The sequence below is a fragment of the Bradyrhizobium sp. CSA112 genome (assembly GCF_029051645.1).
GTDB lineage: Bacteria > Pseudomonadota > Alphaproteobacteria > Rhizobiales > Xanthobacteraceae > Bradyrhizobium.
Genome location: NZ_JAACFS010000046.1, coordinates 1 through 20651, shown reverse-complemented (window position 1 = coordinate 20651; position 20651 = coordinate 1). Strand labels below are relative to the sequence as shown.

General features: G+C 62.1%; 18 protein-coding genes and 1 tRNA gene. 13 read left to right on the top strand and 6 right to left on the bottom strand.

All coding sequences use genetic code 11. The features are described from left to right. Window positions 1-6: 6 nt before the first annotated feature. From GWE18_RS37955 to GWE18_RS37945, 3 genes are read left to right on the top strand one after another with little or no spacing between them, the layout of a single operon-like run. The gene (locus GWE18_RS37955; protein ID WP_275190692.1) at window positions 7-1113 is read left to right on the top strand and encodes an acyltransferase; all 1107 of its coding nucleotides are present in this window, start codon (window positions 7-9) and stop codon (window positions 1111-1113) included. Further along, the gene (locus tag GWE18_RS37950; protein WP_275190691.1) at window positions 1113-2165 is read left to right on the top strand and encodes an acyltransferase; all 1053 of its coding nucleotides are present in this window, start codon (window positions 1113-1115) and stop codon (window positions 2163-2165) included. Before GWE18_RS37955 ends, GWE18_RS37950 begins: the two co-directional genes overlap by 1 nt. 3 nt (window positions 2166-2168) lie before the next feature. Beyond that, entirely contained in the window at window positions 2169-3608 is a 1440-nt protein-coding gene (locus tag GWE18_RS37945; protein ID WP_275190690.1) for a lipopolysaccharide biosynthesis protein, read from the top strand. 22 nt (window positions 3609-3630) lie between these two features. On the opposite strand, the gene GWE18_RS37940 is transcribed toward GWE18_RS37945, so the two are convergent. Further along, a complete protein-coding gene (locus GWE18_RS37940; protein ID WP_275190689.1) occupies window positions 3631-4731 on the bottom strand; it encodes an endo-1,4-beta-xylanase in 1101 nt (366 codons plus the stop codon). A gap of 204 nt (window positions 4732-4935) precedes the next feature. Here GWE18_RS37940 and GWE18_RS37935 point away from each other — a divergent pair, with 204 nt between their 5' ends. The 4 genes from GWE18_RS37935 to GWE18_RS37920 are packed head-to-tail and all read left to right on the top strand — an operon-like array spanning window position 4936 to window position 8606. Then, on the top strand, window positions 4936-5730 hold the full coding sequence (locus GWE18_RS37935) for a WecB/TagA/CpsF family glycosyltransferase (RefSeq protein ID WP_275190688.1): 795 nt from the start codon (window positions 4936-4938) through the stop codon (window positions 5728-5730). Next, window positions 5727-7004: a glycosyltransferase gene (locus GWE18_RS37930; RefSeq protein ID WP_275190687.1), complete on the top strand. Its 1278-nt coding sequence runs from the start codon at window positions 5727-5729 to the stop codon at window positions 7002-7004. The genes GWE18_RS37935 and GWE18_RS37930 overlap by 4 nt, the downstream gene beginning before the upstream one ends. Beyond that, window positions 6967-8196, top strand: a complete 1230-nt coding sequence (locus GWE18_RS37925; RefSeq protein ID WP_275190686.1) for a glycosyltransferase family 4 protein — start codon at window positions 6967-6969, stop codon at window positions 8194-8196. The genes GWE18_RS37930 and GWE18_RS37925 overlap by 38 nt, the downstream gene beginning before the upstream one ends. Then, window positions 8193-8606 (top strand): hypothetical protein, encoded by a 414-nt coding sequence (locus GWE18_RS37920; RefSeq protein ID WP_275190685.1) that lies wholly within the window; start codon window positions 8193-8195, stop codon window positions 8604-8606. Before GWE18_RS37925 ends, GWE18_RS37920 begins: the two co-directional genes overlap by 4 nt. Before the next feature lie 23 nt (window positions 8607-8629). Here GWE18_RS37920 and GWE18_RS37915 read toward each other — a convergent pair whose 3' ends face one another. Continuing rightward, window positions 8630-9451 carry a class I SAM-dependent methyltransferase gene (locus GWE18_RS37915; protein WP_275190684.1) on the bottom strand — a complete coding sequence of 274 codons (822 nt, stop codon included), beginning with the start codon at window positions 9449-9451 and terminating at the stop codon, window positions 8630-8632. Window positions 9452-10266: 815 nt separating this feature from the next. Here GWE18_RS37915 and GWE18_RS37910 point away from each other — a divergent pair. Continuing rightward, the gene (locus tag GWE18_RS37910; protein WP_275190683.1) at window positions 10267-11172 is read left to right on the top strand and encodes an amino acid ABC transporter substrate-binding protein; all 906 of its coding nucleotides are present in this window, start codon (window positions 10267-10269) and stop codon (window positions 11170-11172) included. A 118-nt stretch (window positions 11173-11290) separates the two neighbouring features. Here the strand turns inward: GWE18_RS37910 and dinB are convergent, their stop codons facing one another. The 3 genes from dinB to GWE18_RS37895 all read right to left on the bottom strand — a co-directional run bounded on the left by dinB (window position 11291) and on the right by GWE18_RS37895 (window position 14403). Continuing rightward, window positions 11291-12538 carry a DNA polymerase IV gene (gene dinB / locus GWE18_RS37905; protein WP_275190682.1) on the bottom strand — a complete coding sequence of 416 codons (1248 nt, stop codon included), beginning with the start codon at window positions 12536-12538 and terminating at the stop codon, window positions 11291-11293. 170 nt (window positions 12539-12708) lie between these two features. After that, entirely contained in the window at window positions 12709-13899 is a 1191-nt protein-coding gene (locus tag GWE18_RS37900) for an adenylate/guanylate cyclase domain-containing protein (protein WP_275190681.1), read from the bottom strand. A gap of 427 nt (window positions 13900-14326) precedes the next feature. Beyond that, a tRNA-Met gene (locus tag GWE18_RS37895) sits at window positions 14327-14403 on the bottom strand. 323 nt (window positions 14404-14726) lie between these two features. Between GWE18_RS37895 and GWE18_RS37890 the strand changes: the two genes are divergently transcribed. From GWE18_RS37890 to GWE18_RS37875, 4 genes are all read left to right on the top strand, one after another. Then, window positions 14727-16334 (top strand): GMC family oxidoreductase N-terminal domain-containing protein, encoded by a 1608-nt coding sequence (locus tag GWE18_RS37890; protein WP_275190680.1) that lies wholly within the window; start codon window positions 14727-14729, stop codon window positions 16332-16334. A gap of 279 nt (window positions 16335-16613) precedes the next feature. Then, complete coding sequence (locus tag GWE18_RS37885; RefSeq protein WP_275190679.1) at window positions 16614-17129, top strand: CvpA family protein; 516 nt, start codon at window positions 16614-16616, stop codon at window positions 17127-17129. 133 nt (window positions 17130-17262) lie between these two features. Continuing rightward, window positions 17263-18045 carry an SDR family oxidoreductase gene (locus tag GWE18_RS37880; RefSeq protein WP_275190678.1) on the top strand — a complete coding sequence of 261 codons (783 nt, stop codon included), beginning with the start codon at window positions 17263-17265 and terminating at the stop codon, window positions 18043-18045. Next, window positions 18042-19046, top strand: a complete 1005-nt coding sequence (locus GWE18_RS37875; protein ID WP_275190677.1) for an NADPH:quinone reductase — start codon at window positions 18042-18044, stop codon at window positions 19044-19046. Before GWE18_RS37880 ends, GWE18_RS37875 begins: the two co-directional genes overlap by 4 nt. Here the strand turns inward: GWE18_RS37875 and GWE18_RS37870 are convergent. Further along, window positions 19009-19464, bottom strand: coding sequence for a DUF3775 domain-containing protein (locus GWE18_RS37870; protein ID WP_275190676.1), 456 nt, complete (start codon window positions 19462-19464; stop codon window positions 19009-19011). The genes GWE18_RS37875 and GWE18_RS37870 overlap by 38 nt on opposite strands. A 115-nt stretch (window positions 19465-19579) precedes the next feature. Here GWE18_RS37870 and GWE18_RS37865 point away from each other — a divergent pair, with 115 nt between their 5' ends. Then, a complete protein-coding gene (locus GWE18_RS37865) occupies window positions 19580-20428 on the top strand; it encodes an MBL fold metallo-hydrolase (protein WP_275190675.1) in 849 nt (282 codons plus the stop codon). Window positions 20429-20651 lie beyond the last annotated feature (223 nt).

Here is a 20651-nt window from a genome sequence, read left to right as displayed (position 1 = left end):
GCCGCCTTGCATGACACCAACGCCACAAGGCATCAGGATGGGTTGCGGATCATTGCGGCCGGCGCGGTGGTGGTCCTGCACTATTCCGATTACTTCAGGGACGTGCCTGTCGGCCGCTTCTTGGTCGCGCACACCTGGCATTTCAATCTGTTCGTCGATCTGTTCTTTGTCGTCTCCGGCTTCGTCATCGCCCGTCAGTATTTCGGCCGCGTCAACGATACCGCATCGATCGGCCGATTTCTCTGGCGTCGCCTTGCGCGCATTTATCCGCTGCATCTCGCCACGCTTGCCTTCTATGTGGCGCTTGCCGGCGCGCTTCATTTCGGCGCCGCCCGAACGGACAACCCGGCCCGTTACCCGCTTTCCGACCTGCCCGCGCAGTTCCTGCTGCTTCACGCCTTCATCGGCGAGCGCCTGACGTTCAACTTCCCGAGCTGGTCGCTGTCGGCGGAGATGTTCTGCTATCTGCTTTTCCCGCTCGTCGCGCTGATCGCGCAACGACGTAAGGAGGCGGTCATCGCGCTGGTGGTTGTTACCGCGCTCGCCAACTCCCTTTGGGCAACGGCAGCAGGAACGACGCCCTGGGCCGACTGGATCAACCAAGGCGGTGCCTTCAGGGCGCTGCCGGCCTTCAACCTCGGCGTGGCCTGCTACCTGTTTCGCGACCGGATCGCGCATTGGCCCGCAATTCCCGGTGCGCTGGCCGCATCGCTGGCGGCGTTTATCGCGCTCGGCTCCATGCTGCCGGCGATGACCGCCCTGGTGGCGATCTACGCCATCGCGGTGCTCGCCGTTCAGGCGGACTGTGCGGGACGCGAGACGCTGCTGTCGCGGCTCCGCTTCGATCGCTGGTCGCCGCTGACCTATTCCTGCTACATGCTGCATATTCCGGTTGCGACCCTCGTCATCACCTTCGGATCGCGGCTGCTTTCCCTGTCGGCGCATGAGCGGCTGATCCTTGCGCCGGCGGCGATCGTCGTTCTTGCATTCGCAAGCGTCGTCTCACTGCGCACGTTCGAAACGCCGCTGCGGCGATATCTGACCGAGGCTTACGACCGCCGCGCGATCAGGCCCGGAGCATCTCCCGCGATCTCGCGGCAGGAGGGCACGTGATGACGGTCGTGGAGCGCATAGCGGCAAACCCGCGATCGCTGAGCGTCGCGCATGCGAAGGCCAGAAGCCGCGACGGCATCGTCGACGCCATGCGCGGCATCGCCATCCTGATGGTAATCGGAATCCATTCGCTGCCGCAGCCGCTCGACGCTATCTGGGCAACATCACTTGACGCGGCGCTGCGGCCCTGCGTGCCGGTCTTCCTGTTCGTATCGGGATATCTGACGGCGCTTTCCGGCCGCGTGCCGCTTGCGAAACGGTTAAAGGCGGCCTTGATCCCCTACGCGATCGCGTTCGCCGCCGCCTATGCCTACATGGCGCTACACAATCCGGCGATGGACCACCGCATCACCACGACGCTCGCCCGGTTCGGGCTGGGATACGTGTTCGTCTACTATTATGTCTTCGTCTATATTTGTTGCACGTTCGGCCTATGGCTCGTTCTTGCGGTCGGCGAGACCGGACGGACGGATTCAAGAAAACGGATCGCGGCTCTGCTGATACTTTCGATCGGCTGCGGTTTGCTTGCCGGCAGTTATCTCGACCCGGCCATCTCCAGGCTCGGCGCCTCGGACGCGTTGCTCGACGAAGTCCGTATGCGCGACATTCCATTCTGGTTCTCGTTTGTCGCGCTCGGCGCGCTGACCGCGCTATTCGCTGACCTGACCGACCAGCGCATGCGCCGCTCGCTGCTTGGCGCCATGCTTGGGGCCTACATGCCCTATGCCGTCGTGCGCATTCTCAACCTTGGCGACGCCGCCACCTACGATTCGACCGCGTTCTTCCTCTATGCAGCCCTGTTCTGCGCTTCGCTGTTCGCAATCCAACCGGGATCGCCGCTGCTTGGATGGATCGGCTCGGGCAGCTACTTCATCTATCTCTGGCACATCTTCATCGTCATGGCGCTGCGCGATCACACGCCGCTGCGCCAGCTCGGCGGCGTCGCCAGCTTTGCCGTTAGCTGCGGCTTGACTGTCCTCCTCTCTACGGCCGCGCTGCTCGCCGTCCGGCAGCTCGCCTCCCCCCGGCTCTGCCGCTGGTTGGGGGCCTGAGCGATGCTCCTGAAACACACCCTGCTCTATCTGCCCGCGCAATTCGTCGGACCGCTGTTCCAGCTTCTGGCGATGATCGTATGGACGCATGTCGTCGACGAGCACACGCTCGGCGTCATCACGCTGATCACCGCCACGCACGAATTGCTGCAGATCGGTTTTCTCGCCTGGTGGTCGCAATATGCGCTGCGCTTCCTCGGACGGTATCAAGACGCCAACGACGCGCCTCGCTTCTATCGCACCGAAAACGTGGTCCTGCTGACATCCGTTGCGTTGCAAAGCGCGGCCGTCATCGGAATTCTGCTTCTGGTCATCGCGCCCGGCGCCAGAACGGGCCTTCTCGTTGCCACCGTCGCCTATGTGATTACCCGCTCTCTCAACCTCTACATCGGCGATCGCGCCCGCGCGCAGCAGCAGATCCGGGTCTACACGATCCAGCAGGTATTCGGGCCATCAGTCGGATTTGTCGCCGGCCTGGCGTTGATCGGACTATTCGGCAAATCGGCAGAATGGCCACTTGCCGGCTATGCGACGGCGCAGTTGATCGCCGTGCTGATCATTCTGCCGCGTATCCGCGGTGGATACAGCCTTTGGCCGGTCGACCGGGAAATCGTCGTGCACGCGCTGCGCTACGGCGTTCCGCTGATTGTCGGCGGCGCGCTCGGCTGGGTCGGCCTCAACGCGTCGCGCTTCATCGTCAACCAAATGTCGGGCGTGGCCGCAGCCGGACTGTTTGCGGTGGGTTACGGCCTCGGCCAACGCGCCGCGGCGGTAGCCGCCATGCTGGTGACGGCCGCCGCGTTCCCGCTTGCGGTAAAGAGCATGGAACAGGAAGGCAGCCAGGCCGGCATGCGCCAGCTTGCCGCCAACAGCGCGCTGCTTGTCGCGATCCTGGCGCCGAGCCTCGCCGGCATATTCATGCTGAGAATGGAGATCGTGCATTTATTGATCGCAGTGCCGTTCCAGGAGGTGACGCTCGCCATCCTGCCCCTCTCTACGCTTGCCGGCGCGATCCGCAACCTGCGCGCCCATTTCGGCGATCAGGTATTTCTCCTGCAGAACCGGACGCGCTGGATGATGGCCATCGCAGCGATTGACGCGTTGACGACCGTGGTGTTGAGCGCTCTGTTCCTGCCGCGATGGGGCCTCACCGGCGTCGCCGGCGCAACCGTGCTCGCGGCGCTGGCCGCCGCCATCGTCAGTTTCTCGATCGGGTTCACCAAGTTTGGCCTGCGCCTCCCGGTCGGCCATCTCGTGCGCATCGCATTGGCCACGATTGCGATGGCGGCGTTGCTGCGGATCTTTCCGGAAGCTCGCACCATTGCCGTGTTGGCCGCACATGTCGCGGCGGGCGCCGCCGTCTACTTCGCGGCGCTTGCCCTGCTCTACGCACCGACGCTGGTGCGAATGCTCCGCCCACGCCCGCAGCATTCGGGGGCATGAGCGTATCAGGCACGATCGGCGCCTACGACTTCCTGGCATTCTCGAACGCGCGCGCCATCGCGAACCAGAGCGGCTTCTTTTGCATCGACGAATCGAACGGTAGCGGCCGAGGCAGCCGTTGCGCGAGAGGATCCTTCTTCTTCGCCGCATCGGTATAGAACGAGTAGTTATCGGCCAGTTCCCAGGCTATCACCATCTTGACCGCCGGAACACGCAGCGCGTTGTTCAGGAACTTCTCGGCCGTCTCGGCGATCATGGCATCGCGGGTCGCGATGTCATCCGGAAACGTGTCGTCGCGCACGTCGAATTCGGTCAGATAGATATCGACGCCGCGTTCGGCGAGCGCGTGAAGGAATTCGACAAAGCGTCCGGGGTCGTGCGGATACCGCGGCTGCAGGTGACTTTGCAGTCCGACCGCATGCAACGGCACGCCGGCATGCTTCAATTCGTCGACCAATTGCAGCAAGCCGCGACGAACCGCGAGGCCGACGTCATCGTCGCGCTCGCTCTGCGCTTCGTTGAGAACCAATTTGGTCTTCCGGTCGACCGTCGCCACGCGCTCGAAGGCGCGGCGTACGTATCCCGTTCCGAACGTGTCGTACCACGGACCGAGCCTGTAACCGCCGGGCGCCTTGTGCCCGGGCCAGAACGGTTCATTGACGACATCCCATGAGTGCAGCTTGCCGACATAACGGGCAGCCACTTCCTCGATATAGGCATCGAAGAACCTCACGCGTTCGGCGCTGCTCATATTCTTGATCCATTGCGGAACCCATTCGTTCCAGATCAGGCAATGGCCCCGCATCGGAATGTTGTGGCTTGCACAGAATTGCAGCAGACGGTCCGCGCTCTCGAATCGCTTCGGCCCCGGTTGCGGCGCGATGGTTCCCATCTTCATCGCAATATCAGTCGTAACGATACGCGTCTGTGTCTGATAGAGCTCGCGATAGGCATGATCCTTGTCGATCACCGGACCCGCCGCCGCACCGAACACGATTCCGTTGCGCGCCGCGATGGCGCCGAGACTCTGTGCGGGCTGCGCGGCGAATACTCTGTTCTCGTACGACGCAACACTTGCGCCTGCGATGAGAGCGAGCGCATTTCGCCTCGACCACTCCTGCATAGCTGATCTCCATGATGTGAAGGATTCGTCGCAACGTCTTGTTGTTCGCAGCGCGACATCGCCATCGTTGCGTCGCATTAGTTCGTTTTCGTGACGATGCCGGTCAAGAAGATTTCGGCACACAGTTCCAGTCGCAAAAAGCGCGGGCATGTCGATGACCCCCGTGAATGCGTTCTCGATCACATCATCAGCAGGAGATCGACATTGTCGGAACCGCCAGCACCGTTGCAGCCTAGTCTCACTGTTGACGGGATAACGATAAATGTTCCCTCGCTTCCCGAAGCGGTCTCGTCGATCGTGTCGGCCGCGCAACATGGCGACAACTTCAGCGTCTGCACGCTCAATCTCGATCACGTTGTCCAGTTGCAGCAACATGCCAACTTTCGCGCCGCCTATCGCCGTGCTCGATTTGTCACAGCCGACGGGTTCCCGATCGTCGTGCTGAGCCGTCTCATGGGCACACGAATCGAGCGGACGACCGGCGCCGATCTCGTCGAACCGGTCTGCGCGGAAGCGCGAAAGAAAGGGCTCTCGGTCTTTCTGTTGGGCGCGAACGATCTCACGCTGACAATGACGGCGCGGCGTCTGTCGGAACGATTGAAGGGATTGCAGATCGCGGGTTGCCTTGCGCCGGGACCGGGGTTTGATCCTTATTCCAGCGAAGCCGACGCTGCGATCGAGCGTATTCGTGCATCGGGCGCCAGACTCTGCTTCGTCGCACTGGGCGCGCCACGGCAGGAACTATTCGCGGCGCGATGTCTCGACGAGTTGAATGGAACCGGCGTGCTATGCATCGGGGCGGCACTCGATTTCATCGCCGGCACACAGAGCCGCGCACCGTCTATCGCGCGCAGAACCGGGCTGGAGTGGGCATGGCGCATGCTGCGCGAGCCGCGCCGGCTCGGTCCCCGCTATGTCAGATGCATGAGCGTGGTGCCGCGTCTTGTTGCGCGAACCATTCCGCAAATTGTCCAGGCACGCATGAGGAAAGCGGCATGACTTCAACATTGACCCTGGCGCTGCGCGCGCGAAACGCCAACCGTATCAAGCCGCGCTACCAGATCTGCCTGATCCATCCGTTCGACCCGCGCGGCGAGAAGGTCGGCGGGCTCGAGACATACATCCGCGACTTCATCACGTTTCATCCGACCGACACCGATATTCTCTTTATCGGCGTCGACTCGACGGGCGATCTGGAGTTGGGAAAGCTTCACAGGCTGACATTCCGCGGCCGCGGTTTCGACTTCCTGCCGATCTTGCACTATTCGGACCAGCAGGCGCGCGAGGCGGCCCGCACGATCCGCACGTCGCTAACCGGACAGTTCTTCATGGCGCTGCTCCGCCACTTCGGCCCGATCGCAAGGCTGATCCGCGCCAGGCGATGCTCGGTCGATCTGCGGCGGGTTGAATTTTCGTGGCTGCCGGCAATTCTGCGGCTTCCATTCGTGCAGATGCTTCACGGCGAGGGCGCACCGAAATTGCAGATGGACTCGCTGCTCCGCAAATACGCCTTCGTCCACAACACCGGCGAGCGGTTTGCCGTCGCCATGAGCGAAAAATTCCTTTGCGTCAATCCGTTCATCACCGAGCGGTTGCAGCAGACCTATCCGCGCCGCAAGGACAAGATCGACACGCTCTGGACATGGGTCAATACGGATATCTTCAAGCCGCAACTCTGGCCGTTGAACTCTTCGCCGTTCCAGATCGTGTTCGCCGGCAGGCTCGATGAGTTCAAGGACCCGCCGCTGATGTTTCGCACGATCGATCGCCTGCGGCGGCGATTGAACGGCGATGTACGGTTTCACTATATCGGCACCAGCGATCCGCACCGGTTCGAAGAATTCGCTGCCATCGAGGACATCACCGTGCGCCACGGCTTCAAGGATGCCGCTGGCATGGCGGAGACGCTGGCAAGCGCGCATGCCGGCATCCTGACCTCCGAGTTCGAGGGCATGCCGCGTTGCGTGCTCGAGACCCTGGCGGTCGGCCGCCCCGTCGTTGCCATGCACCTGCCGCAACTCGAGCCCGTGATCCGCCCTGGCGTCAGCGGTTATCTCGTGGCGCGGGACGGCAGTCCCGATGACATGGCGGATGCGCTCGTCCAGCGGTTCGTCGACGTCCGGACTGCCATCGAGGCGGGCGCGATGAATCCGGTACAGGTCGCCGACTGTATCAGGTCGTTCACCCCGAGCACCCAGCTCGCGCGGGTGTTCCGCTATCATCAGGAAATTCAGGATGCGCGCGGACTTGCCGCCGCGGCGCCGACCTATTGAGGGCGCCGGCTTGAACATCCTGCTATTGACCAGCGAGTTCGCTCCCGCGATGGGAGGAATTGGGACTTACGCCCGAGAAATCGCTGCGGCCGCCAGCCGCCTCGGCGCCAAGGTCACGGTGGTGGCGCCCGATTACGCGCGGCAGACCGACGATGACGATCGGTCGCTGCCCTTCGAGGTCGTTCGATTTCGCGGCGGTCTGCATTCCATGCGCGACATGCCGCGCAAGATTATGCTGGCGCGCCGCGGCGTCCGCGGCGATCGATACGATGTGGTCCATGCCGCCGATTGGCCGTTCTTCATTCCGCTCGCGCTTTCGAGATGGCGGACACCCGCGCGGGTATTGATGACGGTGCATGGCACCGAGATCAACGAAACGCAGACGCCGCTGAAACGCATGGCGATACGCAGCGCCGGAGTGTTCGGGCCGCGAACGGAGGTTGTCGCCAACAGCCGATTTACCGAGTCTCTGTTCCGCGAGCGGTTTGCCGTCGACCCGCGCAGGATCAGCGCGATCAATCTGGGCGTATCGGAATTCTGGTTCGGCGCGCAAAGGAAACGCCGTGAGGTTCGCCTGGCCCATCGTCTGCCGGAAGACCGGCTGGTGATGATCACGGTCGCGCGGATCACGCGCCGCAAGGGCCATCATCTGACGCTCGATGCACTGTCGCGACTTCCCGACGACCTGCGCGATCGCATCACGTGGCTCGTGATCGGCCCGGACGGCGAAGCCGATTATGTCGGCGATCTCAAACGGGCTGCCGGCCAGGCGGCCTGCGACATTCGTTTCCTCGGCCCGCAGACGAACGAGGAGATTCACGATCTCTACGCGGCTTCGGATTTCTTTTGCTTGACGGGACTGCCCGACACGACCGGCCGGGTGGAGGGATTTGGCTTGGTCTATCTCGAGGCCGGAGCCGCCGGCCTGCCGAGTGTTGCGACCGACGTCGGCGGGGTGCCTGACGCCGTGCTCGCCGACGAAACCGGAATTCTCGTGCCGCCGTCAGCGGAGAGCATATCGCAGGCGATCGCCGAGCTCGCCGCGGATCGGGGCCTGCGCGCCATTCTCGCGGCGGGCGCATCCGCCCATGCGCGCGCCCTTTCGTGGGAGCGATGCGCGGCGACGACCTATGGCCTGGCCTATGCCGGCAGGCGGGCATCCGCGGGTCACGCCTTCGGAACAGTGGCATGAAGCTGGTGGTCGCGACCGCGATGCTGCTTGCGCTCGCGACTGGCGCAGCACGTGCGGATAGCGAGAACTGTCGCAAGAGCCGCGAGTATCTCCTGGGAACTCCTGGCGGGGAGCTGTCCCTGACGCCGCAGGCCTACAACGACCTGTTCAAGACCTGCATCGCGACATCGGCCATGTCCAACGTGAAGGATGCATACATCCTGAGAGATGGCGGCATCGCCGTGATCCCCAAGCAGGACAGCGTTTCGGCAACGGCCGCCACGCTTGCGCAGTTCTGCGACGCTCATCCGCACGGCGTGCTGCGCTTCATCACCCGCAAGGAAAAGCTTTCCATCCGCTCCGTAACCGACGTCGCACGGATGTCGTCGACCTCGTCGACGCCTTGCAAGAAGATCAAGGGTCTTTCATAGCGCCCGCGCGCGTTTTCGAGGTCTCACTTTTGCCGATTGTAGTATTCCGGCATGGCGTGCGGATCCATCGCCTGTTCGGCCCTGCGACCGAGAAAGAAGAAGCCGCTGGCCGCGTCTGCCGCGGCCCGGCCACGGCCGAACGCGTCGAGATACCTGATCCAGAAGAATGGCAGCACGATCAGGCGTGACAGCTTGTTGCCCGCGCCAAGCGCACGCGAGAAATAGCGGATCGACCATGTCAGCGCCACGCCGGCGCCACCGACCGGCCCGGCGCTGATTTCGGAAAATCGCCTGAACAGCCAGCGGTGGCCGCTCTGCGTGAAACGCGAGAAATCGTAGGCCCGCTCGTGCACCTGCTGCATGAACGGCGTCTCTGCATAGACCAAGCCCTCCAGCCGGAGCACCCGATGCAACTCGGCAACGACGGTTGCCGGTTCCAGCACATGTTCCAGCACCGCCTGCACCCAAACACCATCGAACACGCCGTCCTCGAACGGCAGTTTGTGGGCGTCGGCCACCAGCACGGTGTACGGCGAGGCATAGACGTCGGTGCCGACGAGTTCGATGGTATCATCCCTGTAAAGTTCGTCTGCGCCCGAACCGATCGTCCCGCCGCCGACCACGAGCACGACAGGCCGCTTCGACTCCCGCTTCAGCAGATCGATGAATTTCGTGGTGTTGGAGACCGCCACCGGGTTACCCCCGAAGGTAAGGCGATGCAGCCGCGACCCGATGGAACGGCGGCTGACGTCCCGCTGCAGCACCGAGCCGCTCTCGGCATCGTACATTCTGCGTTCAAAAATACTGTCTGCAAAATCGATCAGCACCGGTTGCGCGCCGATCATGGGAAACCCGGCCCTGCTAAATTCGCAGGCACGGTTCGAACAGGACGGCTGTGACCACGCGTTCCGCAGCGCCGACGAACAGCGAGGACAGCGAAGACGTTGCTTCCAGTTAGCAGGTTCCGTATTCGCTACCGAATGATCGACGGTAGAAAGCTGCAAAGAAAGACCTCGTATATCATTTCTTGCGCCCTGCCCGCTCCTGGTTCGCAACCGATGCTATTTCGAATGCGATAACAGCGCAACAATGCGGGGCCGGGGAACAATTCGGATGGTTGCAATGTGGACGTCGCAGGCAGCTACAGCCAGACGCCACCGTGAGGGCATGCCGAAACGCAACGCACGAACCCGCCCTGTTGTTTCGAACAAAATTTTAGGATTTCTCAAAACGCCTACCCACCGGCTTGCTTCGCATGGCGAACCGGCCCGGCCGCATCGGCCTCACGCAACCCAGCATTCATGACACGACCGATTGGAGTTCCTGGTCACGTAGCTGTCGGCCCCCGAACGAACCTGAAAACGGTGCATCCACGTGATCAGATCAAGAGCAGATGATCCGCCGTCAGCGACGCCGCGCCGGCGAGCGTGAGAGATGCATTAGTGTCATGTCCGGCGGTGTGGGCGGACTACAAGACTTCCCTTCCCTCATGCTTGCGTTGATCGCGGCCGGATATGCGGCTCACCGATAAAATTGTTTGATAGAAGCAACCTTTGATACCTCACGAGAATAATGTCGGCTAAGATCGAGCGATCATGTTGCTGCGGGTCGATTTGCTCAGGCTCTCACAAGAACTGCCGATGTCCATGGAGTGAACTCAATGCGCCTGTTTGCAATGATGATCGTCGCTGCCCTGACGACGGTGCCTGCAAATGCAGGCGAACTGACGGGAACGCTCCAGAAGATCAAGGAGACGAACAGGATCATCCTCGGCATTCAGGAAGCCTCGGTGCCATTCAGCTATCTGGACGGGGATCAAAAAGCGATTGGATACGCCCTCGATATTTGCATGAAGATCGTCGACGCGGCCAAGCGCGAACTCAAAGTATCGAACATTGCCGTCGAGACGCTTCCGGTCACATCGTCCAATCGCATTCCACTCATGATGAACGGAACGGTCGATCTCGTCTGTTCTTCCACCACCAACAATGCGGAGCGGCAACGCCAGGTGGCGTTCACAAATTCGCATTTCCTGTCGGCGACCCGCTTTGCCGCGAGGAAATCCGACAACATCACAACGATCGATCAGTTGAAAGGCAAGGCTGTTGTCGCGATATCGGGCTCGACCAACATGGTGCAGCTCAACCAGGTCAATACCGCACGAAATCTCGGCATCACGGCGCTCGCCGCCAAGGACCAGGCGGAGGCGTTCCTCATGCTGGAGACCGGCCGCGCGGCCGCCTATGTCCTCGATGACGTGCAACTCGCCGTCGCGATCGCGAGATCAAAGGACCCGTCTGTCTACATGATCAGCGAGGAAACCTTATCCAGGGCCGAACCTTATGGGATCATGCTGCGCAAGGACGATGCCCCCTTCAAGGCCGTGGCCGATCGAGCGACCGCGGAGCTATACACGAGCCCGGAGATTGAAGCGATCTACAGAAAGTGGTTCGAATCGCCGGTGCCGCCCAACAGCCTGAATTTCAAGACTCCGATGTCGGCGGTTTTGCGCAAGGCGCTTGCCCATCCATCGGACAGTCCGGACCCTGCAAGCTACGAGCGTTGAGGGCGCCGACGGCCAGCACGCTCCACGAGACGTCGCTTTCGCCAACCTGTCCGTGTTCTCGGGGTGGCGGACGCTGTTGCACTATAAGCGCCCATCTCGGACGCACGCGGGGTGAGGGTCACAGGTCCTTTTCGGCGAGTTCGCGAAACTCGTCGGGAACGGAGCGAGGGGTGCCCAGCGTCACCGAGCCGTATCCAATTGCATCCCATCCGAAGCGATCGCGGATCTTGTCGACGGCACGGTCGGCCGCCCATCGTGCCATGCCAATTTTAGTGCCGGGGCAGCGGCGTTCATCTTGAAGTCCAAGCGGAAGTTCAAGCTCCAGATCCCAGTGCTCTTCGAGATGCGACACAGAGATCGCCAGGAGCGAGATGGTCTTCTCATCCGGGTGTTCTGCGAGGGCCGCGCGCACTAGATCCTCGGCAATCTCGGCGAGGATCACGGTCGCGGAAATCGGTGCGTCGAGCGTCATCGAGCGGGTAACCGATTTCAGATTGGCGAAGCGAACGCGAACCGTCACGGTCCGGCCAGGCCTGGATTTGGCGCGGAGCCGGCTGCCGATTCGGTCAGCGAGGTGCAGCAGGGTTGGTCTAAAAATGTGCTCTTCGGCAGGCTTCCTGCCAATTGCCGATTGCGCTCCTGCCGATCGAGCCCGGCGGCGAACCTTGATTTCCCGTCGATCGCGATTCCATGCCAGCGCTGCAAGTTTCTCTCCTGCCGCGGGACCAAGCAACCGCTCAAGCGACCATCCCGGTGTCTTTGCCAACTGCCCGATAGTCAGCACGCCCATCTCGGCGAGCCGCGCCTTCGTGACCGGACCCACTCCCCACATCAGTTCGACAGGCAAGCGGTGAAGGAATTCCAGCTCTGTCTCGGGATCGATGATCAGCAGCCCGTCGGGCTTGGCCACTTGCGAGGCAATTTTTGCCAGATGCTTGGTGCGCGCCACTCCGACTGAGATCGGAAGGCCCAGCTCCGCTCGCACGCGCTGGCGAATCGCCTTTGCAATTTCGCCAGGCGGACCGAAGAGATGAGTGCAGCCCGCAAGGTCGGCAAAGGCCTCGTCAATGGAAATCCGTTCCACGAGCGGCGTGAAATCGCCGATCACCTTGATGGCGGCGTCGCCCAACCGTTGGTATTCCCTAAAATGCCCGCCGACAAAGATGAGTTGCGGACAGAGTTCGCACGCTTGCCGGCCCGCCATGCCGCCGCGAACTCCAAAGGCCTTGGCTTCGTAAGAAGCAGCAAGCACAACCCCACCGCCGACGGCAATGGGCCTGCCACGCAACGAAGGGTCAAGCAGCTGCTCTACCGAGGCATAGAAAGCATCAAGGTCCGCATGCAGGATGGTGGCCGTCGTTGCCATCCGACCGTTCGCCCATGACGTTTCGAAAAGGGTTCTCTCGCAGAGAGAACATAATGAGAACAGCAACGGCGAGTGTCAAGTGATCGGTGAAGATTTCGGGCCCCTTAAAGGCGGCTTGGCACCCGGCGATAGAGCACTTGGCGATAGAGCGCTTGGCGATAGATCGGCATTCAACCGTGATACGCAAACAGTTCGATTGGGTCGTTGAAACCGCGCACAGGATATTCGCCGACGCGTTCGAGATCGAAATCGCTTGCGACAAGGTCGGCGAAAGCGCGGGACAGCAGCACCGTTCTCCCCAATTGTTTGGTGAGGGCTTCCAGACGCGAAGCCATGTTGACCGCAGGACCGATAACGGTGAAGTCGAGCCGGCTGCGCGACCCGATATTGCCGTACATGACATCTCCGACGTGGACGCCGATGCCGTAATTCAGCGGCGCACGACCATTTCCGCTGTTCTTTTCGTTCAGGGCAACCATGGCCTGACGGGCTTCGGCCACGGCATGCAGCAGATTTGCGCAGGCCGACGGCTGGCTGAGCGGAAAAATGGCGAGCAGACCATCGCCGATGAATTTCAGTATTTCCCCGCCATGTCGCGCAATCGGTTCCGACATCGCGTCGAAATAGCCGTTCAGAAGATCAATGACGTCATCGCGCGGCCAGTTGTCTGAGATCCTGGTGAAGTCGCGCAGATCGCAGATCATGATGGCGGCGCGCACCGTCGTCCCGCTTCCGCGCCTGGTGGCGCCGGCCAGAATGAGCTCGCTGGCATGCGACCCGACGTAGGTTTCGAGCAGCGTTCGCGCCAGCCGGTTCTTGACACGGATTTCGCTGACCAGCGCCAGAGCCGGCAACAGCTTCAACAGGCCGGCGATATGCGCGCCGTCGAAACCTCCGGGCTGGTCGGTTGCAAAGGTCACGATATGCTGCTTGCCGAGCGTATGGTACAGCGGCCACGCGACATAGTCGGTCAGGCCTTTCGCCCGCATCTCGTCATAGACGGCGTGCTTGCGGCCCAGCGAGGGATCGCGTGCGAGATTCTCGCGCACCTCGGTGGCGCCGTCATGGATTTCGTTGGCGGGGCTATCGATGTATTCGGATCGCTCCCTGACATCGTAGTCTACTCTCGAAATCTCCGCCTCGCGCATCCCGTCGGCCCACACGATCCGGGCGCCAAGCCATTGCGGATGGTGGATCAGGATATGAAGTGAAGCCCGCTTGACGGGAATGCCCGCTCGCTGGAGCCGGACACACAGCTCAGCGAAAATATTATCAATGAAGCGCTCATCGCGGGTGCCGTTTGTCAGCCAGTGCACAACGTCGCTGTGCGCGGCGACTGGATCGATGGGCGGCGCGTTCATATCTTGCTCCTGAGCTGTGGCCTGGATCGACGGTACGGGATATGTCGTGTCGCCGCTCGGCGGCGTCAACGGAGTCCGACGCAATCTCCTTGCACACACCGGTTGCCGACGGAGCCGCTCGCTGCGGAAAAGGTCGAGCGGCTGACGGAAGCGCTCAACAACGCCGAGGATCGTAATGAGGCCGTGGAAGCAGCCTGCGCACTGGTTGAGAGGATAATGCTGCGCCGAGGGCCCGAACCGCGGCGAAAACTGACGCTGTGATGTGCTGTAGTGAAGGGGCTGTGTCCTGCTCGATATAACGTCACCACGAATAAATTCCGGTGGCTTCCCGATCGCCGGAAATCGCATCGCAGGATGCCGTCCTCGATGCCGCTGGCTATCACACGCGGAAACCCCAGCCGCGAGGGCTGGGGTTTCGCAATTTGTTTGGTTGCGGGGATAGGATTTGAACCTATGACCTTCAGGTTATGAGCCTGACGAGCTACCGGGCTGCTCCACCCCGCGTTAAACCGTTGCACTGCCTTCGAAAACCGGACCGGAAGTGAACCGGCCAACGCGTGTTCGGCGCCGATCGATCCCGTCCGGAGGCTTCCTGAGAAGGCAACCCGGGCAAAGCCATCGGGTGCGAGGGGTATGTATCAACGTCGCCCTGCTTTGGAAAGGGGCAAGGACCCGCTTTTGCAGATTTTATGACAGTAAAAACGGGGGCTTGGAGCGCCAAAACCGCCCCCTGGAACCGCTCTTGCCATAAACGCCGCAAAAGCGGAGTTTTGCGGCCAAGGCGCGGCCAGGCAGGCCGTCAGAACAAAAAATCCGGGGGAATGAGCGTGACCGATACCTTCGATGTCGTGGTGGTGGGCGGCGGCTCCGGCGGCTGCACGGTGGCGGGGCGGCTGTCGGAGGATCCGGCCATTTCGGTGGCGCTATTGGATGCCGGCGGCAGGAACGACAATTGGGTGGTCACGACGCCGTTCGCACTCGTGCTGATGGTCGCAGGCAACGTCAACAACTGGGCCTTCAACACCGTGCCGCAAAAGGGCCTCAACGGCCGCATCGGCTATCAGCCCCGCGGCAAGGGGCTCGGCGGCTCATCGGCGATCAATGCGATGGTCTATATCCGCGGCCACCGTGCCGACTACGATCAATGGGCCTCGCTCGGCAACGCCGGCTGGTCGTTCGCCGACGTGCTGCCCTACTTCAAGCGGGCCGAAGACAATGCCGATTTCGACGGCGAGTATCACGGCAAGGGCGGGCCGCTGGCCGTCAACAAGTCGCGCACCGGCAATCCGGTGCAGCAGATCTTCCTGCAGGCGGCGCAGGAAGCGCAGTTTCGCCTGCGCGAAGATTTCAATGCCGACGAGCACGAGGGCCTCGGCATCTATCAGTTGACGCAGAAGAACGGTGAACGCTGCAGCGCCGCGCGCGCCTATATCCATCCCCATATGGCAAATCGCACCAATCTGCGCGTCGAGACGCATGCCCACGCCACCCGCATCATGTTCGAAGGCAGGCGCGCGGTCGGCGTCGAATACCGCCAGGGCAAGGACCTCAAACAGATTCGCGCCCGGCGTGAGGTGATCGTGTCTTCCGGCGCGTTCCAGACCCCGCAACTTCTGATGCTCTCGGGCATCGGCGACGGAGCCGAGCTTGGCAGGCACGGCATCGCCACCGTGCACCATCTGCCCGGCGTCGGACAAAATCTGCAGGACCACCCGGATTTCGTGTTCGGCTACATGTCCGACAATCCCAACTTCAACGGCATTTCGCTCAAAGCCCTGCCGCGGCTGGTGCGGGCGATCCGCCAGTACCGCCGCGAACGCACCGGGCCGATGACGTCGAATTTCGCCGAATGCGGCGGCTTCCTGAAAACCCGGCCCGATCTCGAGATTCCCGATATCCAGCTCCATTTCGGCATGGCGCTGGCAGACGACCACGGCCGCAAGCGCCATCGCGGCACCGGCTTTAGCTGCCATGTCTGCCTGCTGCGACCGAAGAGCCGGGGCAGCGTCACGCTCGGCAGCGCCGATCCGCATGCGGCTCCGGTAATCGATCCGAACTTCTTCGGCGAGGCTGGCGATCTCGAAACCATGGTCGCTGGCTTCAAGACCACGCGGCGGCTGATGGATACGCCGGCGCTGCGCGCGTTGCAGAAGAAAGAGATGTTCACGGAAGGCGTGCATAACGACGACGACATCCGCAGCCTGTTGCGCGCCCGTGTCGACACCGTCTATCACCCGGTCGGCACCGCCAGGATGGGCGTTAGCGATCCGATGGCCGTGGTTGACCCGAAGCTCAAAGTGTACGGCGTCGAGGGATTGCGCGTGGTCGATGCCTCCATCATGCCGACGCTGATCGGTGGCAACACCAATGCGCCGACGATCATGATCGGGGAAAAGGCCGCCGACATGATCAAGGCGGAGATGCGGGTGGGTTGATCGAGGTCGTCTCCTTCGTCATTGCGAGGAGCGCAAGCGACGAAGCAATCCATCGATCCGTTATGCCGCGCCATGGATTGCTTCGCTTCGCTCGCAATGACGGGGAGAGAGCCGGACGTGCGCGGAGTCGAACGCAGTGCAGTAGCCCGGAGCTGACCTCATGGTTCAGACGGGACGAAGCCCTCGCGAACACGCTTTGGTTGATACAGACGATTTTAGCGATCGCTGGTCCGATTCATTGACGAAGCATCGGTATCGGAACGGGGTGGAGTTTTCCCCATGAACAGTTTCGATGCCGTCGTCTATCTCGGACTGATTATTGCCGTGGTGATCGGTTTCAAGACCGGGCTATTGCGCAGCGCAATTGCGATTCTGGCCTATATCGCCGCGATGCCGATTGCGATGGGGCTGGTGCCACTGGTGTCGCCGCAGCTCGACGGCCAGCATGCCTTACCGTTTGCGCAGAATTCGCCGCTGTTCTTCGGAGCTTTTCTGGTCATCGGTATGGTGCTCGGAAAGCTGACCTGCCTGGCTCTCGACGACATCATTGGACCGCAAGCCGGCATCGGAGACCACCTTGGCGGCGCCGCCCTTGGCGCAGTGCGCGTCGGCCTGATCGCGATCACGGTTGTCCTGATTTTCGACCAGCTTGTGCCGACAAACCTGCAGCCGGCATTCATGACCGGTTCGCGGTTGCGGCCTGTGCTATCGGCCGCCGGGCAATTGGGCGTCAAGTCCCTTCCGCCCGATCTCATGGCTGCGATCGGCCGCCTGAAGAAAGACCGGCACATATAATCGGCGCGCAGTCGGCGTGGTCTCCCTGATATGCGTTTCGGCGCTAGCCGCTCTCTTATCAGGGCCGCTCGACTTGGCTAGAGTGGCCACGTCCGACTTTCAGAACATCACCTGACACAACGGGAGAGAAACAGTGGATCTTGGGATCAAAGGCCGCCGCGCCATCGTTTGCGCATCGAGCAAGGGCCTGGGGCGCGCCTGCGCCGTGGCGCTGGCCAATGAAGGCGTGCATGTCACGCTGACCGCGCGCGGCGCGGAAGCGCTGAAAAAGACCGCCGACGAAATCCGCAAAACCAATCCCGGCATAACGGTCACCGAGATCGTCGGCGACATCACCACGCCTGCCGGCCGCGAGGCCGTGCTGAAGGCCTGCCCCGAGCCGGATATTCTGGTCAACAATGCCGGCGGTCCGCCGCCCGGCGATTTCCGCAACTGGACCCGCGATGACTGGATCAAGGCGATCGACGCCAACATGCTGACGCCGATCGAACTGATCAAGGCGACGGTGGACGGCATGATGGCGCGAAAATTCGGCCGCATCGTCAACATCACCTCCGCCGCGGTGAAGGCGCCGATCGATATCCTCGGCCTTTCCAACGGCGCGCGTGCCGGCCTGACCGGCTTCGTCGCCGGGCTGTCGCGCAAGACCGTGATCAACAACGTCACTATAAATGCGCTGCTGCCGGGACCGTTCGACACCGATCGCCTGCGCGGTGTGAGCAAAGCGGAAGCCGAGAAGCGCGGCATCACGCCGGACCAGGTGTTTGCCGAGCGCGCCAAGCAAAATCCGTCCGGACGCTTCGGCGACCCGGACGAGTTCGGCTATGCCTGCGCGTTCCTGTGCGGCGCCAAGGCCGGATTCATCACCGGCCAGAACATCCTGCTCGACGGCGGCGCTTTCCCGGGCACACTGTGAAAGCGGTTTGGTACGAGCGAACGGGGCCAGCACCCGAGGTGCTGGCCTATGGCGAGATGCCGACGCCCATCGCCGGCCCCGGCGAAGTGCGCGTGCGGCTGGAAGCGTCCGGCGTCAATCCCGCCGACGTCGGCCGCCGTGGCGGCGGCTATCGACCGATGGAATATCCGCGCGTCATTCCGAACAGCGACGGCGCAGGGATCGTCGACCAGGTTGGCGACGGCGTCACGCGGCTCCAGATTGGACAGCGCGTCTGGTTGTTCAACGGCCAGCGCAACGGCCGCGCCTTCGGCACGGCGGCTGAATATATTGCGCTCGCCGAACATCTGGTGACACCGCTGCCGGATAATCTGTCATTTGCCGAAGGCGCCACCCTCGGCATTCCCGGCATGACGGCATGGACCTGCCTTTTCTGCGATGGTCCGATCGTCGGCAAGACGGTACTGGTCACGGGCGGCGCAGGCGCCGTCGGACATTATGCCGTGCAGCTCGCCAAATGGGGCGGCGCGCAAGTCATCGCTACCGTCAGCTCGGCGGCGAAAGCCGATCAGGCACGGCTCGCAGGCGCCGACCTGGTTATCAATTACAGGAACGAGGATGTTGTCGCCAAAGCCATGGCTTTCACCGGCCAGCGCGGCGTCGACCGCGTGGTCGATGTCGATTTCGGCGGCAATATCGATACCACGCTGAAGCTGATGGGCATGAATTCGACCATTGCCGTCTACGCCACCAACGGCAACCGCACGCCTGTGGTGCCGATGCGCGAGTTGATGGAGAAGTGCATCGCGGTGCGCGCGCTGGTGCTGTTTGCGCTGCCGCCGCCGCTATTGGCGGCCGCTCAGGCCGACATCACGAAATGGCTGGCGGCAGGTCCGCGTATCCACAACGTCGCCGCGCAGTTTGCGCTTTCGGACACGGCGCAGGCGCACCTTGCGGTGGAGAAGGGTGACAAGCTCGGCACCGTTATCGTGGATTGCGCTCGTCTTCTTCCCGCTGGCTGACACTGGAGGAACCCGCCGCGGTTCGCTCCCGATCCCAGGTCAGTCCGAACTCGTCGAGGCCTTGCGCCAGCAAATCGCCGAGCATCGGCTCGCCCAGGAGGTAACGCGCGGTGTGACGCTCACGCTGGCCGGCGGCTTCCCTACGCAAATCCCCCCATTCATTAATGGAGGCGTCGCCACGGCCGAGCCGCATCAGGGCGACAAGATCGACCTTCTCCTCTTCGGAGAGCGCGTTGATGAAGCCGGCGATCTCACGGAACACCGGATCTTGCCCATTATCCTGCAGCACATCGATCATGTCGTCGTCGGCGGCGTTCGATCCGGAATCAGGATCGGACGTAGCCTCCTTGACGTTGAATTGCCGGGCCTTCTCAATCAAAAAGCCGATTTTTTCCGTCGAAATCCCGAGTTCCGGCATCGCACGCTCCCGGTGTGATGCGGCGATAACGTTCCATCGCGCCATACGATCCATTGCGTCTGCATGCAGAAACTCGCATCCTCGCGGCCAACGACATCAAAAAGGAAGTGCCGGGATGCACTGGACCGTGGGCAGGGTCAAAATCACAGAGATCATCGAGATGGAGACCGTCGGCAGCACCCGCTTCATCCTGCCGCTCGCGACCAATGAGGAAATCCAGAAGCTGCCCTGGCTGATCCTGCCCTTCGCGACCGAGGAAGGGCGCCTGAAAATGTCGATCCACTCGCTGCTGGTGGAAACACCGTCGCGCCGCATCATCGTCGATACGGGCTTAGGCAACGACAAGCAGGGCCGCAACGTGCCGTCCTGGAACAACCGCCAGGATCCGTTCCTCGACAAGCTGACGGCGGCAGGCTTTCCGCCTGACCGCATCGATACCGTGCTGTGCACGCATCTGCATGTCGACCATGTCGGCTGGAACACGAAACTTGTCGATGGCAAATGGGTGCCGACCTTCGCCAATGCGCGATATGTGTTCGGCAAAACCGAATACGAGCACTGGCGCGACCATAGTGATGCGTCGGACAAGCTCGCTGTGTTCAGCGATTCCGTGAAGCCGATCGCCGACGCCGGCAAGGCCGATCTCGTCGCCAGCGACGCGCAGCTCGCGGACGAAATCACCCTGATCCCCACGCCCGGCCACAGCCCGGGCCATATGAGTATCCATATCAAGTCGGACGGCCAAGAGGGCCTGCTCATGGGGGACGTTGCCCACCATCCCTGCCAGATGGCGCATCTGGACTGGTCCTCGACCGCCGATTCGGATCCCGGGCAATCGGCCAAAACCCGCCGCGAACTGTTCTCGCGCTTTGCCGACACGCCGACGCTGGTGATCGGCGGGCATTTCAGCGCCGGCCATATCAAGCGCGATGGTGATGTGTTCAAGTTCATCGCCGAGGCTTGAAAGGCCATTCCCTCATGGTGAGGAGCGCGCCTTCGCGCGTCTCGAACCATGAGGCCACAGACGGGCCTTCATCCTTCGAGACGGCCGCGTTGCGGCCTCCTCAGAGGGTGTGAATCTTTGTGCACGATTAGGATTGAATTTGCACGCGCGGAGTGATTCCTGCTGCTGTACTGTCGGAGAGGTGCAGCGATGTCTGGCGACGAACTCTTTGCCGATCTACCGA